Below are 15,617 nucleotides of genomic sequence, written 5' to 3' on the forward strand. Positions count from 1 at the left end.
ACGGCGCCTGCAGTGCCTGCCGGTCGCATCGGCTATCTCCCTCTTCAAACGCCATGAGCTCCGCGCCCACGCGGCGGCTCGTGCCTGCCTGAGTGTCCGTAACATGACGAAAACTTTGTTGGCCGCCGCGCTGTCGATCGCGCTCGCTCCTGCCGCCTGGGCGCAGGATGCTGCCCCGACCTCCAGCACACCCTCCGCCACCACCCTCGATGCGGTCTCGGTGATCGGCAGCGGTGAAGCGCGCCAGGTGCAGCGCATCACCCGCGAGAACCTCGACATCCTGCCGCCGGGGACCAGCCTGCAGAAGACCCTGAACCTGCTGCCGGGCGTCAACGCGCAGTCGGCCGATGCGCTGGGCACCAACGAGCAGTCGATGACGCTCAGCCTGCGCGGCTTCAACTCCACCCGTCTCGGTTACACGTTGGACGGCGTGCCGCTGGGCGATGGCGCGTACAACAACTACAACGGCCTGACCATCAACCGTGCGCTGATCAGCGAGAACATGGCCGGCGCCGAGCTGGCGGTGGGCATCGGCAGCCTCGGCACGCCGTCCACCAGCAACCTCGGTGGCACCATCTCGTACACCTCCGACCGCCCGGCCCAGGAACTCGGCGGCCGCGTGGCGCAGACCTTCGGCAGCGATGCCAATCGTCGCACTTTCGTGCGCGTGGACAGCGGCGAGTACAACGGTTTCTCCGGCTACGTCTCCGGCATGAATGCCGTCTCCGATCTGTGGAACGACCAGACCGCCTACAACAAATCCACCACCAAGCAGTTCAATGCCAAGGGCGTGTGGAACTTCGGCCGCGGCCAGATCACCGGTTTCGTCGATACCTCGCGGACCACGCAGGCTGACTACTTCTACCTGTCCAAGGACGAGATGTCGCGCGGCCTCGGCTGGGACTGGGGCGGCTACGCGCCGGACTGGAACAAGGCCGTGGCCAAAGCCTACTGCAACACTGCCAGCTTCAACGCGAAGAAGTGCGACAACAGCGGCCCGGACAAGGATGCCGATGGTGCCTTCACCGCCGGGCAGATCCTGCGCGATGACAACCTGTACTACCTGGCCGGCGACTTCTTCCTGGCCGATGGCTTCAGCCTGCGGGCGCTGGCCTACCACCACGATGACCGTGGCGAAGGCCACAACTGGAACAGTGGCGCGTGGTCGAACAAGGGCACGGCGCAGGAGATTCCGATCATCTTCCGCAACACCATCTACACCATCGACCGCGATGGCGGCACGCTGTCGTTCGACTGGGAGCTGGGCGCACATCGCATCGAAGGCGGCGTCTGGTACGAGCGCAATACCAGCAGCGCCGAGCGCTACCAGACCGCCGTGGATGGCCCGCGCGACCTGAGTGGCATGAACACCCTGCCCTCCGACGTCGGCGTGTTCGCCCAGCGCACGCGCTGGAAGACCCATCAGTTCTTCCTGAAAGACACCTGGCGCCTGCTTGATGATCGCCTGACGCTGGAATTCGGCGCCAAGAGCCCACATGCCACCTCCGATGCACAGGCCCTGCCCGGTGACGCGAAGACGCCGATCCCGCCGGCCTCGAACAACCAGTTCGCCACCGGCTCGTTGAAGGCCAGCAAAAACTTCCTGCCCAGCATCGGTGCCAATTTCCGCCTGGCCGAGCACCATGAAGTGTTCGCCAGCTACGCCGAGAACATCGCCATGTTCCAGGGCGGGTTCAAGCTGGGCCCGCAGGCGGTCAGCCAGGCCACCTGGAATGCGCAGGGCAACCTGAAGCCGGAGGAATCGCGCTCACTCGAAGCCGGCTACCGCTTCGTCACCAATACCCTGCAGGCCTCGGTCGCGGCCTACAGCGTGCGCTTCGACAACCGCCTGCTGCAGTACAACCCCTGCGACTCGCGGCAGCCGGTCGGCCCGACCTGCGGCAACCGCTTCTACAACGTGGGCGGCGTCGACAGCCGTGGTGCCGAGCTGACCGTGCTGTGGACCCCCAACGAGCACTTCAGCTGGTACACCTCGGCCTCGCTGAACCGCTCGACCTATGCGTCGAACTACGTGCAGGCCGGCGTCGAGCAGCAGATCAAGGGCAAGATCCAGACCGATACACCCAAGCAGCTGCTGGCCACCGAGATCACCTGGCGCGACAACGGCTGGTTTGCCAGCCTGCGCGGCAAGTACACCGGCGAACGCTTCTACACTTACACCAACGACCAGGGCTTCGGCGGCTTTACCGTGTTCGATCTGGCCGGTGGCTATGACTTCGGCCAGGTCGGCTTCGCCAAGGGCGCGCGCCTGTCGTTCAACGTGACCAACCTGACCAACAAGCGCTATGCCAGCAACCTGGATTCGAGCGTGTTCGCGCCCAGCGACCCTGCCGGCAAGCTGTATGTGTTCCATGCCTCGGCACCGCGCCAGGTGTTCGGTACGATCGACCTTCGCTTCTGATTGACCGCCCGGAGTCCACCGATGCTCACGACCGCCCTGCTGCTGGCCACGCTCTCCGCCAGCGGATACTCCGCTCCGCATGAGGCGACGGGCGCAGCGCCGCGCACCCTGCAGCTGGGCGGTCGCACCTATGTGGACAAAGGCCTGGTCGCCGCCGGGCGGCTGCCGGCGGGCACGGTGGACTTCCTGGGCGACACGCTGGGATCGTTCTCGTCGCTGGCGGTGCAGCCCGGCACCTGGAAGCGCACTGCCAACGGCTACGAAGGCGTGCTGTGGACCCTGCCCGACCGCGGCCGCAACGATCCCGAGGCAGGCCTGTTCTACGACTACACCGGCCGCGTCGAGCGCATGCAGCTGCGCATCGACGTTTCCCCGGGAAAGCCCGAGCTTGGCACGTTGACGATGGTGCCCGACAAGGGCGTGGTACTGAAGGATTTCAACGGGCAGCCGTTCACCGGTGCCGACCCGGGTGACCACACGGTCACCCAGCGCCAGGTGGTGCTGCCTTCGCCGGCCAGCGGCGCCGGTGCGGGCAAGGTCTCGCTGGATGCTGAGTCACTGCAGTTCACCGCAGATGGCCACTTCTATATCGGCGACGAGTACACCGCCAACGTCTACTACTTCGATGCGCACGGCCAGTTGCAGGGTGTGATCGTGGCACCGCCCGCGATCCGTCCGCAGCGCGACGGCAAGCCGGCGTTCGGTTCGCTGGCGCCACCGCAGACCGGCCGACGCAACAACCAGGGCGTGGAAGGCATGGGCCTGTCACCCGACGGCACCCGCCTGTTCGTCGCCCTGCAGAGCGCTACGCTGCAGGACAGCGCGCAGGGCAACGCGGCGGGCCGCATCAACACCCGCGTACTGGTCTACGACGTGACGGCCTCGCCAACGCCACAGCAGCCGATCGGCCATTACGTGATGGCCCTGCCCGCCTACGCGCACGATGGCAAGCGCAAGCTGGACCGCACCGCCGCGCAGAGCGAGCTGCGTGCGCTGGATGCCACCCGCTTCCTGCTGCTGGCCCGCGATGGCAACGGGCTGGGCAAGGACGGCGACGACCCGATCGTCTACAAGTCGGTGCTGCTGGTGGATGTGGGCGATGCCAGCAACCTGGCGGGAAGCAACCATGAGTCCGGTACGGCCTCGGTGCTGGCCGACCCGGCGGGTACCGCGCTGAAGGCCGACATCGTGCCCGCACGCAGCGACGAGCTGCTGAACCTGCTCGACCGCCCGCAGTTGGCCCGTGCCGGGCTGGACCTGGACACAAAGCGCGGCCCACATGCCGGACTGCTGTCAGAGAAGTGGGAAGCCATGGACGTGCTGCCGGCGCTGGACCCGCAGCACCCGAACGACGTACTGCTGCTGATCGGCAACGACAACGACTTCATCGCCCGCCATTGCCGCATGCAGGGCCAGGCCTGCGACAGCCCGTACGACAACGACAACCGCGTGCTGGTCTACCGCCTGACCCTGCCTTGACCGCAAACCGATGTCACGCTCTCTGTAAAGCCGAGCCCATGCTCGGCTGCTTTTCCTTCAGGCATCCGTATCTCTGAAGGAACAGCCGAGCATGGGCTCGGCTCTACAGAAGCTCACCCACGCAGGGTGGCGCCGCCGTCCACATACAGGTCGCTCATCGCCACATGCCCGGCCTGTTCGGACAGCAGGAACATCACCGAGTGCGCGATGTCCTCCGGGGTGGCGAGTTTGCGCAGTGGAATGCCGGCCTTGTAGGTCTCCAGGTTGCCGGCGATCACGCGCTCGGCACCGTGCTCGTCCTGCCACATGCCGGTCTGCATCGGGGTCAGTGTTGAACCCGGGGCGACGATGTTGCAGCGGATGCCCAGTGGCGCCAGTTCCAACCCAAGGCAACGCGTGAACATGGTGGCCGCAGCCTTGGAGGCCGCATAGGCAGCCATACCGTGCCGCGGCACGCCGGCCGCGTTCGAGCTGACGGTAACGATCGCGCCCTGCCGACGCGGTGACATCACCCGCGCCAACGCCCTTCCGACATGGAACACGCCATCGGCATTGACTGCAAACACCCGGCGCCAGTCGTCGTCGGTGGTCCCGGTGACGCCGCCCACATGCAGTACGCCGGCCACGCTGGCGGCCAGCATGATCGGCCCGATGCTGGACTCGACCTGATCCACCAAGGCGTCCACGGCGGCGCTGTCGGTTACATCGAGTGCGAGCGACGTCACCCGGGTATCGGCCACGCGCGGCGTCTCGCGATCAGTCGCCACCACCGTGCAGCCGGCCTCGGCCAGCAACCGAACCAGTGCCTCTCCGATGCCGCCGGAAGCGCCGGTCACCAACGCCACGCGGCCTTCAAAACCGGTCAACTGCATGCTGCGATCTCCTGTTGCTCGTCCCATTGGCGCAGTCGCGCCGACAACCACGGTGCCAGCTGCGCCACCGCATCGCGGCCGGTCAATTCGGCATGCAGGAACGGCAGTTCCAGCGCCTGCACCTTGCGCGCGTGCGTCCGCCACAACGCCGACTGCAGCTGCGGTCGCGCCTGGTGATCCCGGCCCGCACGGACGTGCACCAGCGTGCCGTCAAACGGTTGATGGATGTGTTCGCGGATCAGTCGATTGGTGCCGGTCACGGCCCGCACCACGCCATCGAGCACCACATCCGGCAGGCTGCCGAGTGCACTGCCGCCACGACGCAGAAACGCCAGAATGCGTTCACGGCTGTCCAGTTCCGGATGCGCATCCGGGTCATGACCGGCAATCGCCAGCAGTGCCCGCAATGCGGCGATGGCATCGGGTTCCGGCTCGGCCCGCCAGCACTCGCTGGGATAAGCGTCCAGCAGCACCAGCTCGCCGACGTCGCGGCCGATCTCATGCAGGCGCACCGCCATCGCCTGGGCGAGGATGCCACCCACCGACCAGCCCAGCAGATGCACCGGCCCCTTCGGCTGCAATGCGACCACGCGCTGTACGTAGTCGTTGGCCATCGCCTCGATGCTGCTCGGCAGCGGCTGCCGCGCGTCCAGTGCCGGCGACTGCAGGCCGTACACCGGGCGTGCCGGCTGCAGTGCCCGGGCCAGGGTGCGGTAGTTCCAGGCGATGCCCCCGGCCGGATGCAGCACGAACAGCGGCGAAGGACCGGCGGCGTCGGGCTCGGCCAATGCGATCACCGGCCCCAGTGCGTGATCGGCCAGCACGGGCGGTTCGGCAATACGAACCGCCAGCGCGGCCACGGTGGGCTGCGCAAACAAAACACCCAGACCCAGATCGCGGCGCCAGCGCTGCTCGATCGCCAGCAGCAGGTGCACCGCCGACAGCGAGTCACCGCCGAGACTGAAGAAGTCCGCATCCACCGCCACCGGCGCCTCACGCCCAAGCGCCTGTGCGAACAGCAACGCGAGTTCCTGTTCCAACGGCGTGCGCGGCGCCAAGCCGACGACTTCAAGTTGCGGTGGCTTCGGCAACGCGTTGCGGTCGAGCTTGCCGTTGGCGGTTACCGGCCAGTGGTCCACGCCGACAAACGCCGAGGGCACCATGTAGTCCGGCACCCGCGCGGCCAGGTGGCTGCGCAGCGTCACGGCGTCGGCAAGCGCGGTTGGCACGTAGGCCACCAGCCGGGCGTCTCCCGGGGCATCCTGGCGCAGCAGCACTTCCACCCGCTCCATGCCGGGCAGATCGCGCAGTGCCGCCTCTATCTCGCCCAGCTCGATACGCAGGCCGCGCAGTTTTACCTGATGGTCACTGCGGCCGAGATACTCGACCGCACCATCGCGGCGCCAACGGGCTACGTCGCCGGTGCGGTAGATACGCTCGCCCGCCCGGAACGGATCCGCGATGAAGCGTTCGGCAGTCAGATCTTCGCGACCGAGATAGCCGCGTGCCAGCTGCACCCCGCCCAGGTAAAGGTCACCGGCCACACCGACCGGCACCGGCTGCATCCGGGCGTCCAGCACGTACAGGCGGGTATTCCAGACCGGGAACCCGATCGGCACCGGTCGCGAGCGATCCTGCGCCGACGCCGGCCAGTAGCTGACATCCACCGCCGCCTCGGTCGGGCCGTACAGGTTGTGCAGCTCTGCGTGCACGCGTGTGTGGAAACGGTCGCGCAATGAAGCGTCCAGCGCCTCACCGCTGGTGAACACCCGGCGCAGCTGCAGCCCCGCCGAGGCCGGCGCAGCGAGGAAGGCATCGAGCATCGACGGCACGAAATGCGCCGTGGTGATGCCATGCCCACGGATCAAGCGCGCCAGTTCAGTGGGATCGCGGTGCGCGTCCGGCCCGGCGACCACCAGGGTGGCCCCGCACAGCAGCGGCAGGAAGAACTCCCAGACCGAGACATCGAAGGTGGCCGGGGTCTTCTGCAGCACGCGGTCGTCGGCACGGATGCCGTAGTGCTCGCGCATCCACAGCAGGCGGTTGACGATGGCACGGTGTTCGATGACCACGCCCTTGGGCTCGCCGGTCGAACCGGAGGTGTAGATCACATAGGCTGCATCGCTGGGCGAAGGATCGGCCCACGGCGCGGCGAAGCTCAGCGCGGTCCACTGGTCCGGCGCGAGCACCGCTACGCCAGCCATGCGCGCCGAAACCTCGGAAGCAGCCAGTACGCACACAGGCTGTGCCGAGGCGAGGATACGCGCCAGCCGCTCATCGGGATGGGCAAGGTCCAGCGGAAGATAGGCCGCGCCTGCGCGCAGCACCGCAACCAGCGCGATCACCAGCTCCAGCGAGCGCGGCAATGCCACCGCCACCACGCTGCCCGGGCCGACATCCATCGCCCGCAGCTGTGCCGCCAGCGCGAAACTGCGCGCTTCCAGCGTTGCGTAATCCAAAGCAGCGTCGCCGAACACCAGCGCCGGCGCGTGCGGGTCCCGATCCATGCCCTGCTGCAGCAGCTCGACCAGGGTCGTCTCCGGCAGCGCGTGCGCGGTGGCATTGAAACCATGCAGCACCTGCTGCGCCTCCACGGGCGTCGCCAGAGGCACGGCTGCGATATCGTCAGCCTGCACTGCCGCGGACACGAAATGCAGCAACCGCGCCGCATGCGCCTCGACATCCTCGCGACTGTACAGCGCGGGATTGGCCTCGATCTCCAGATCCAGCAGACTCTGGCCGTCGCCACGGAAGCCCAGCGTCAGGTCATCCACCGGCCCGGTGCACAGCACCTCCAGCGTGGCCTGCACGCCGGTCAGCGCCAACGGCTTGTAGAACGGCTGTACATTCACCAGCGGGCCGTACAGGCGCTGCTGCGCGCCGACCAGGCCCAGGTCCCGGCGCAGCTGCTCGCCGCGGTAGCGGCCGTGCTTGCGGCCCTGGCCGAGCTGCCGGCCCAGCCCACGGGTAAAGGCCTCGACGCTGCCCTCGCCGGCCGCCACGCGAAGCGGCAGTACATTCATCACCATCGCCGGCACCCGCGCTGACGCGTTGCCGAGCCGCCCCATGTAGGGCACGCCCAGCACCACTTCATCGGCCGCGCTCATCCGCCGCAGGTACTCGGCCGACAACGCGGCCAGCACATCCGGCCATGGCTGCAGCCAACGTGCCGAGGCCTGCAGCAGCTGCTCACGGAAGGCCGCATCGAGCGGCTGCACCCGGCGCAGCGCGTCGTCACTGGCCGCGAGCGTGCCGGCCAGGCCCACGCCTGCCGGTGCGCCCTGCATGTGCTCGCGCCACCATTGCCCGGCCTGCGTGCGGCGCGGGTCGGCACGATAAGCGGCATCATCGGCCAGCACGCCCGCCAGCCCCGGCAGTGGCTCACCCATGCGGCCGGCGTACAACGCGCAGACGCGATCGGTGAACAGCGCCATGCCGTATCCATCGGCGGCCAGATGATGCACGCGCAGGTACCAGACCCAGCGCTGCCCGCCCAGCTCAAGCAGCACCTGCTGGCTGATCCGGTCGCGGGTGGGGTCGACCGGGCTCATCCGGTCAGCGTGCATCAGGCTGCGTGCGGCTGCGGAGGGATCCGCCGCGGCGGAAACATCACGCACCGAAAGCAGCGGCACGTGTGCCGGGTCATGCCACTGCAGCGGCTGGCCATCGGCCCCTTCGGCAAAGCGCAGCGCGAAGGCCTGCGCCTCGCCCGCAGCCTGGTCTGCCGCTGCAACGAACGCGGCCACGTCCAGCGGGCCGTCGATCCACACCGCATGCGCGGTATTGAATGACGGGTTGTCCGGTGCCAACCGCTGTGCGAACCACAGTCCGGCCTGGGCCTCGGTCAATGCCACCGGCGTGGCCAGCGCGGCGGCGTTCATGCGTTCTGCGCGGCCTGCAGTTGCTGCACCACACTCCACCACTGGCGCAGCGTGGTGTGCTCGGCCAACTGCGAGAACTCAATCGGCAGGCCGGTGTTGCCCCAGGCCAGGACCAGGCCAAGCATGCGCATCGAGTCCAGGTCCAGGTCGATCAGGTTGTCGTCGTCACCGATCTCTGCTGGCTCGCACTCCAGAACGCGCGCCACGTCGGCACGCATCCGCTCCAGATCCAGCACCTCACCCGTGGCAGCCATCACAGCACCTCCAGCAGCTGGTCGGTGGTCATCGGCACCCCGCTGGTGCGCGCGATCCAGTGCAGCGCCTGATCGTGATCGGCACGCGAGAAGTCCGCCACCGCATCGGCGGCGATGAAGGCCTCGATATCGCGCTGGAAGGCCTCGACCACGGTCGCGGTGCAGCCGATATGGGCGTACACGCCGGTCACCAGCAACTGGTCGCGGCCACGCACCCGCATCAGCGTCTCCAGGTTGCTGCGCTGGAACGCGCTGTAGCGGTGCTTGACCAGCACGTGCTCGCCCGGCTGCGGTGCCAGCGCCTCGATGATCGGTTCATGGTCGGCGCTACGGCGCATGCCCGGCCCCCACAGGTCGGCCTGCAGGCCACGGTCACGGCGATCCTGGTCGCCATGCTGGGCGGTGTAGAACACCGGAATACCGTGCGCGCGGCAATGCGTCAGCAGGCGTGCGATGTTGTCCACGGCCGGCCGCAGCGGTGCGTTGCCGGCGTCGAATGCAGCCAGGAAGTAGCGCTGCATGTCGTGCACCAGCAAGGCGACACGATCGCGCTGCGGGCGCCACGGGCCGCGCGCCTGCGGCAGTTCGGCGGCGGTCGGCAAGGGGTAATCGGTGATACGGGGCAGCGCCATCAGCGCGTTCCTCCTGTCTGTTGCAGATGACGCGCACGCAACTGCGCGCGCAGTTCGCGGCGGCTGATCTTGCCGACCGCGGTTGTATCGAAACTGTCGACGAACAAGACCTGATCGGGCACCTTGAACGCCGCCAGGCCACGACCGCGCATCCAGGACTTCAGCGCCGGCGCCTTGAACGGTTCGCCCTGCGGAATCACGAAGGCGCAGCTGCGCTCGCCCAGGTACTCATCGGGAATGGAGACCACGGCGGCATCGAACACACCCGGATGTGCCAGCAGGTGGTCTTCGATCTCCTCGGCGGAGATCTTTTCGCCGGCACGGTTGATGTGGTCACCGGCGCGGCCCTGCACCACCAGGTAGCCTCCGGGCAGCTGCTGCACGCGGTCGCCGGTGCGATAGAAGCCATCGTCGGTGAACGAACGCGCATTGGCCACCGCATCGTTGTGGTAGCCGCGGATGGTGTACGGGCCACGGGTGAGCAGATGCCCCACCTCGCCTTCGGCCACCGGCTGGTCATGGTCATCGACCACGCGCACTTCATCGTCCGGACTGATCGGCCGGCCCTGGCAGGCCACGATCAGTTCCTCCGGATCATCCAGCCGGGTGTAGTTGACCAGGCCTTCGGCCATGCCGAACACCTGCTGCAGTGTGCAGCCCAAGCCGTCGATTACGCGCCGCGCCGCCTCCGGCACCAGTTTGGCGCCGCCTACCTGCAGTACCTGCAGGCTGGACAGGTCATGCTTGCTGGTGGCGGCGGCCTGTGCCCACAGCAACGCCAGCGGCGGCACCAGCCCACAGCAGGTCACCTGCTCGCGGGCGATCAGCGGGAAGGCCGCGTCCGGACCGGGGCCGGGACTGAGCACCACTCGGGCACCCGCATACAGCGCGCCGAAGAAACCGGGCGAGCTCATCGGGAAATTGTGCGCGGCCGGCAGCGCGACCAGGTAGACGCTGTCGCGGTCGATACCGCAGAGGTCATTGCTGGCGCGGAACGAGTAGATGTAATCGTCGTGGGTACGCGGAATCAGCTTGGACAGCCCGGTGCTGCCTCCGGAAATCTGCAGGAACGCCACCGACTGCGGGTCCGGATCGGCCGGCAGCTGGCTGCGATCGCCCTGCAGTGCCTCCAGCGCGATGAACTCCGCCGCATCGCCGTCGATCACCACATGGCGCACGGCCGGTATTTCGGCCTGCAGCGCCCGCGCCAGCCCGCGATGATCGAAGCCATCGTACAGTGCGGTGGTGATGTAGGCACTGGCTTCAGCCTTGTTGGCGAAGTGGACCAGCTCGGTGATGCGGTGCGCCGGCAACGCATACACCGGCACCAGCCCGGCACGGAACAGGCCGCAGACCGTGGTGATGAAGCCTGCCGTGTTACCCAGCTGCACCAGCACCCGTTCGCCCGGCTGCAGGCCGAGCGCCAGCAGGCCCGCGCCGATGCGTCCTGCCTCGTGCCACAGCTGCGCGTAACTCAGGCGGACATCACCGGCGACCACCGCGATGTCGTCGGCATAGCGTTCCGCCCGCTCGCGCAGGAACGTCGGGAAGGTCTCGCCACGCCAATGACCGGCCTCGCGATAGCGCGCCATCAGGTCATCCGGCCACACCTGCTGCAGTGGCAGGCGGGAAAAGTCAGTGGAGGTACTCATGCGGCAGGCTCGATGGCGGGCGCGGATTCATGGACACCCAGCGCGTTCAACAGGGCAGCGAACTTCGCTGCGGTTTCGGCCACCTCGGCCTCGGGTTGCGACTCGGCGACGATGCCGGCACCGGCATACAGGCGCAGCTGCGTGCCCTGCAGGCGCGCGCAGCGGATCGCCACGTACCAGTCACCGTCACCCTGCGCGTCCAACCAGCCCACGGCGCCGGCATAGAAGCCACGCGGCACCGGCTCCAGTTCGCGGATGCGCTGCAGCGCCGCCAACCGCGGCGTACCGCAGACCGCCGGCGTGGGGTGCAGCTGCGCCAGCAGTTCGGCGGCCGACGTCTGCGGATCCTTCAGGGTGGCGTGGATGCGGGTGCCCAGATGCCACATGCTGGCGGTGGCATGCAGCACCGGCCGCGGCTGCGCATCGATGTGGCTGCAGTACGGTGCCAGCCCCTCGACGATGGCTTCGACCACGTGGCGGTGCTCGTCGTGGTCCTTGGTCGAGGCCAGCAGCGCCTGCGCCGCACGCTCGTCCTCGGCGGCATCGGCGCTGCGCCGCGCGGAACCGGCCAGCGGATGCGACAACAGCTCGGCGCCGCGCTTGCGCAGCAGCAGTTCCGGGGTTGCCCCCACCAGCCATGCTGGCGCCTGCCCTGGCTCCACCGGCAACGGCACCGCGTAGGTCGCCACCGACGGATCCGCGCCCAGACGTGCCAGCAGCACGTCCGGGAACAGCGCCTGGCGGGTGCGCGCCAGCAGGCTGCGCGCCAGCACCACCTTCTGGAGGTTCAGTTCGGGCGCGCGCAGTACCTGCACCGCCGCGGCAACCGCTGACGCATAGTCCTGCGGCGCAGGCTCGGCCTTCAGGGAACCGTCCAGCGGCGGTGCGGCCTGCGGCTGCAGTGCCAGCCCCGGCAGCAGGCGCTCGGGCTGGTACAACGCGTCGTCCGCACGCGGTTCGAACGGCACCGCCCCCACCAGCAGGCCCGGGCCGCCACGCTGCTGGGCAAAGAACGCCGCAACGCGCTCTGCCAAGGTCGCCAGCGCACCGGCCGGCAGCGTGGCGCGACAGCCGCGTGCGTGCACGTGCTGGCCCGCATGCTGCAACAGGAACAGCGACGCGTCGTCGGTGCTCTCCTGCGGCACTGGCGCAGCCTCCGGCCACGCGCCCTGCATCAGGGAATCGTTCATGGGGTCTCCTTCATCCGATGCGCTGCAGCCAGCGCGCACAGCAACAGCAGCAGCGCGCCGACCAGCAGGTAAGGCAGGCTTGGCCCGCCGCGATACAACAGCGTGCCGAGCATCGGCCCGGCCACCATGCCCAGCCCCTGCGCGGCAGCGACGGTGCCGGCGGCGGCGCCCTGCTCGTGCGCCTCCACCGCATCGGCGGCCAGCGCCTGGAACGAGGGGAATACGAAGCCCATGCCAAACGCGGCCAGCGCATACGCCGCCGGCAACTGCCAGGCCTGCTGCACGCCCGCCACCGAGGCAAAGCCAATGCCGGAAATCAGGGCGCCAAGGACGATCCAGCGGCGTGGATGTACCTCCAGCTTCATCACCAGCGCCTGCGCCAGGATCAGGCCGACGCCGACCGCTGTGAGTGCAATGCCGGCCATGCGTGCACCGGCCGCCGCATCCAGGCCCAGGCGATCAATCGCGAAGAAGCCGACCGTGACCTGCGCGATGGTCACCGAGACCATCGCGATGAACGCCGCCAGCTGCGGCAGGCGCAGGCGCGTGTCGAGGCGACTCATCGGCGTGCGGCGTTGTGCGTTGCCAGCCGCTGCCGGGGGTGTCGCCGGCAGCCGCCAGGCCAGCAACGCCAGTGCCAGCAACGGCAGCAGCGCGGCCACGTACAGCGCCAGCGACAGGTTGGTATAGGCCAGCCAGCCCGCGGCGGCCGGGCCGAGCACCATGCCCAGCGCGTTGGCGCTGCCCAGGCGGGCGAGGAATTTCGCACGTTGGCCGGTCGGTGCCTTGTCGGCGATGAGCGCGGCTGCGGTAGGAGGCACCGCCGCATAGAACAGGCCGATCAGGCCACGCGCGCCGACCAGCACCAGCACTGACACCAGTACCGGCGGCACCGCCTGCAAGGCAATGTCGATGAACACCGCCAGCGCGATGTAGACCACGGTGTAGGCACTCATCGCCAGCATCAGCACGCGCTTGCGGCCGATGCGGTCGCTGAGCTGGCCCCAGGGGCGCGCGGCCAGCATCCACAACACGCCTGCGGCAGTGACCGACAGGCCGGCATGCCACTCGGACAGGCCGAGCATGCGGACCACCGGGCCGATCACAGCGACGAAGGACATCATCGCCATGGTGCCGATCAGGGCAGCCAACACCAGCGCCGGCAAGCCGGGAACGACGGGACGTGCGTGCATGGAACACCAGCCGTAACAGGAAAGGATGGCCGGGCGCGCCTGCGCGCCCCGCCCGGCGCCGGCCCTGCTCGGGACCAGACACCACCTTTAAATGATAACGGCTCGTATTTGCATTTGATACCCATTCTCTTGAATGGGCATGCAACAGCGGGTTCAGCGCATCGCACGCAGGCCCAGCAGGCCACGGCGCTTGAACCACCACTCCAGCGGCAGCGTCACCAGCGGCGGGATCGCCGCCAGCAGCGCCAGGGCGCTGGCCCACCACGGCCAGCGCAGGCGAACCGCCGCAAACAGGGTGACTGCCACATAGACCAGGAAGGCCACGCCGTGCAGCGGCCCGAACAGCTTCACCAGCGCCACGCTGGCCATTGGGCCGTACTTCATCCACATGCCGATGAGCAGGCCGGCCCAGGTCACAGCCTCGATGAAAGCGACCGCGGCGAACAGACGTCCGGTCGGGTGCATGGGGGAACGTTGGGTCACGCGAAGCTCCGGCATCGGGGTATCAAATGCGAATGATACGCAGATGCGAACCTCATGTAGAGTCGGGCCGTGCTCGACTGCTGGAACGTGTCCACCCAGGTGGACACCTACCGGAGCATGTACGGCAGAACCTGCTCCCCGATCTCGCGCAGCACCGCGTCCATCGGTCGCCCGTTGTCGACCAGGTTGAACATCACATGCGCCACGCCCTGCGCATGCACGCGCAGCAGGTAGTCACGCAGGCCATCGCGGCCAACCTTCAGGCCCAGCGGCAGCGGCTCGGCTGGCGCCTGCGGATCCGCCTGCAGATCCAGCAGCATCGACTGCACGAACGGCTTGCCTGGTCCGCCGCGCTGCGCCAGCGCCTGCTGCCACAGGCCGATGCGTCCTTCCTGCGCGACCTCCTCGCGGTGATAGGTGGCCCAGCCTTCGGCCTCGCGCGCGATCCACTGCAGGCTCTGCCGCGCGGTACCCACCACCAGCATCGGAATGCGCGCTGCCGGCGCCGGCAGCACGTCGAAGCCCCCCGTGGCCTGCAGTACGGCGCTCCGCTCATCGGCCTCCGCTGACAACGCCGCGCGCAGCAACATCCAGCGCTCACGGAACGTCGCCGCCCTGCCCTCCAGATCCTCACCGAAGGCGGCGAATTCTTCCGGGCGGTCGCCCGAACCCAGGCCCAGCACGAACCGTCCGCCGCTGATCCGGTCCAGGCTCAAGGCCGACTTCGCCACCTGCAGCGGCTGCCGCAATGGCAGCACGATGGCCGCGCTACCGATCACGATGCGATCGGTCGCGGCAGCCAGCATGCCCAGCCACAGAAACGGGTCATCCAGCGCGCTGGCTATCGCGTCCGGACCCTGCGGCACCATCAGTGGTACATCACGCGTCCACAATGCGGCAAAGCCCAGATCATCGGCCAGTCGCGCAATGCGCCGCGCCTCATGCGGATCGGCCAGTCCATGCGCGGCGACAGGCGTCATAAGGCCCAGGCTCAGGCCCTGTTGCGGAAACAAGGCAGCGTAAGCAGGATTGAAATCACTCATGCCGCCAGCTTAGCGTGCAGGCCTGCGGCAACGATGACGCGCCACCCACTACCGGAAGAACACTGCATGCCGATGATCCGCCCTGCCCACGTCGATGACCTGCCCGCGATCAGTGCGGTGTGCCTGGCTGCATTCACTGCGGCGGTCGCGCCTTCGCTCAGCGCGGCCGGCATCGCCACCTTCGGCAGTGTCGCCGCAGCCGAAGCGTTCGGCGCGCGCCTGCACGGCGACAACCACATCCTGGTGGCCGAGCAGGACGGCCGTGTCGTCGGCGTGATCGAACTGAAGGAGGGTCGGCACCTTGCGATGTTGTTCGTCGATCCCGCCTGCCAGGGCCAGGGCATCGGTCATGCTTTGTTCGGGGCGGTGCTTCCACAGGTGCGCGCGCCGGTCCTGACCGTGCGCGCCTCGCTCAATGCAGTACCGACCTACCTGCGCTATGGCTTCGTGCTGGACGGCGACGTCGGCGAGTTCAATGGGCTGGTGTATCAACAGATGGTGCGGGCAGCGGCCTGA

At 68.2% G+C, this 15,617-nt stretch carries 12 protein-coding genes; 3 read left to right on the forward strand and 9 right to left on the reverse strand.

Translation table 11 applies throughout. The annotated features are described in order from the left end of the window. Positions 1–103: 103 nt before the first annotated feature. Together HLA98_RS08280 and HLA98_RS08285 are read left to right on the forward strand one after the other, a co-directional pair. Entirely contained in the window at positions 104–2,422 is a 2,319-nt protein-coding gene (locus HLA98_RS08280) for a TonB-dependent receptor (protein WP_057500431.1), read from the forward strand. Positions 2,423–2,443: 21 nt separating this feature from the next. Then, positions 2,444–3,901: an esterase-like activity of phytase family protein gene (locus HLA98_RS08285; RefSeq protein WP_057500432.1), complete on the forward strand. Its 1,458-nt coding sequence runs from the start codon at positions 2,444–2,446 to the stop codon at positions 3,899–3,901. Positions 3,902–4,014: 113 nt separating this feature from the next. On the opposite strand, the gene HLA98_RS08290 is transcribed toward HLA98_RS08285, so the two are convergent. From HLA98_RS08290 to HLA98_RS08330, 9 genes are all read right to left on the reverse strand, one after another. Then, positions 4,015–4,773 (reverse strand): 2,3-dihydro-2,3-dihydroxybenzoate dehydrogenase, encoded by a 759-nt coding sequence (locus tag HLA98_RS08290; protein WP_057500433.1) that lies wholly within the window; start codon positions 4,771–4,773, stop codon positions 4,015–4,017. Further along, positions 4,764–8,654: an enterobactin synthase subunit F gene (locus HLA98_RS08295; protein WP_057500434.1), complete on the reverse strand. Its 3,891-nt coding sequence runs from the start codon at positions 8,652–8,654 to the stop codon at positions 4,764–4,766. Before HLA98_RS08295 ends, HLA98_RS08290 begins: the two co-directional genes overlap by 10 nt. Continuing rightward, positions 8,651–8,908 carry a phosphopantetheine-binding protein gene (locus tag HLA98_RS08300; protein WP_057500435.1) on the reverse strand — a complete coding sequence of 86 codons (258 nt, stop codon included), beginning with the start codon at positions 8,906–8,908 and terminating at the stop codon, positions 8,651–8,653. The genes HLA98_RS08295 and HLA98_RS08300 overlap by 4 nt, the downstream gene beginning before the upstream one ends. Next, positions 8,908–9,540 (reverse strand): isochorismatase family protein, encoded by a 633-nt coding sequence (locus HLA98_RS08305; RefSeq protein ID WP_057500437.1) that lies wholly within the window; start codon positions 9,538–9,540, stop codon positions 8,908–8,910. Before HLA98_RS08305 ends, HLA98_RS08300 begins: the two co-directional genes overlap by 1 nt. Continuing rightward, complete coding sequence (locus tag HLA98_RS08310) at positions 9,540–11,192, reverse strand: (2,3-dihydroxybenzoyl)adenylate synthase (RefSeq protein ID WP_057500439.1); 1,653 nt, start codon at positions 11,190–11,192, stop codon at positions 9,540–9,542. Before HLA98_RS08310 ends, HLA98_RS08305 begins: the two co-directional genes overlap by 1 nt. Next, positions 11,189–12,382: an isochorismate synthase gene (locus HLA98_RS08315; RefSeq protein WP_057500441.1), complete on the reverse strand. Its 1,194-nt coding sequence runs from the start codon at positions 12,380–12,382 to the stop codon at positions 11,189–11,191. The genes HLA98_RS08310 and HLA98_RS08315 overlap by 4 nt, the downstream gene beginning before the upstream one ends. Next, positions 12,379–13,575, reverse strand: coding sequence for an MFS transporter (locus tag HLA98_RS08320; protein WP_057500443.1), 1,197 nt, complete (start codon positions 13,573–13,575; stop codon positions 12,379–12,381). Before HLA98_RS08320 ends, HLA98_RS08315 begins: the two co-directional genes overlap by 4 nt. A 153-nt stretch (positions 13,576–13,728) precedes the next feature. Then, a complete protein-coding gene (locus tag HLA98_RS08325) occupies positions 13,729–14,040 on the reverse strand; it encodes a DUF3817 domain-containing protein (RefSeq protein ID WP_049448140.1) in 312 nt (103 codons plus the stop codon). 125 nt (positions 14,041–14,165) lie between these two features. Then, on the reverse strand, positions 14,166–15,101 hold the full coding sequence (locus HLA98_RS08330) for a TIGR03571 family LLM class oxidoreductase (protein WP_057500445.1): 936 nt from the start codon (positions 15,099–15,101) through the stop codon (positions 14,166–14,168). 66 nt (positions 15,102–15,167) lie between these two features. Here HLA98_RS08330 and HLA98_RS08335 point away from each other — a divergent pair, with 66 nt between their 5' ends. After that, the gene (locus HLA98_RS08335) at positions 15,168–15,617 is read left to right on the forward strand and encodes a GNAT family N-acetyltransferase (protein ID WP_057500447.1); all 450 of its coding nucleotides are present in this window, start codon (positions 15,168–15,170) and stop codon (positions 15,615–15,617) included.

The sequence above is a fragment of the Stenotrophomonas africana genome, from assembly GCF_013004645.1.
Lineage (GTDB): Bacteria > Pseudomonadota > Gammaproteobacteria > Xanthomonadales > Xanthomonadaceae > Stenotrophomonas > Stenotrophomonas africana.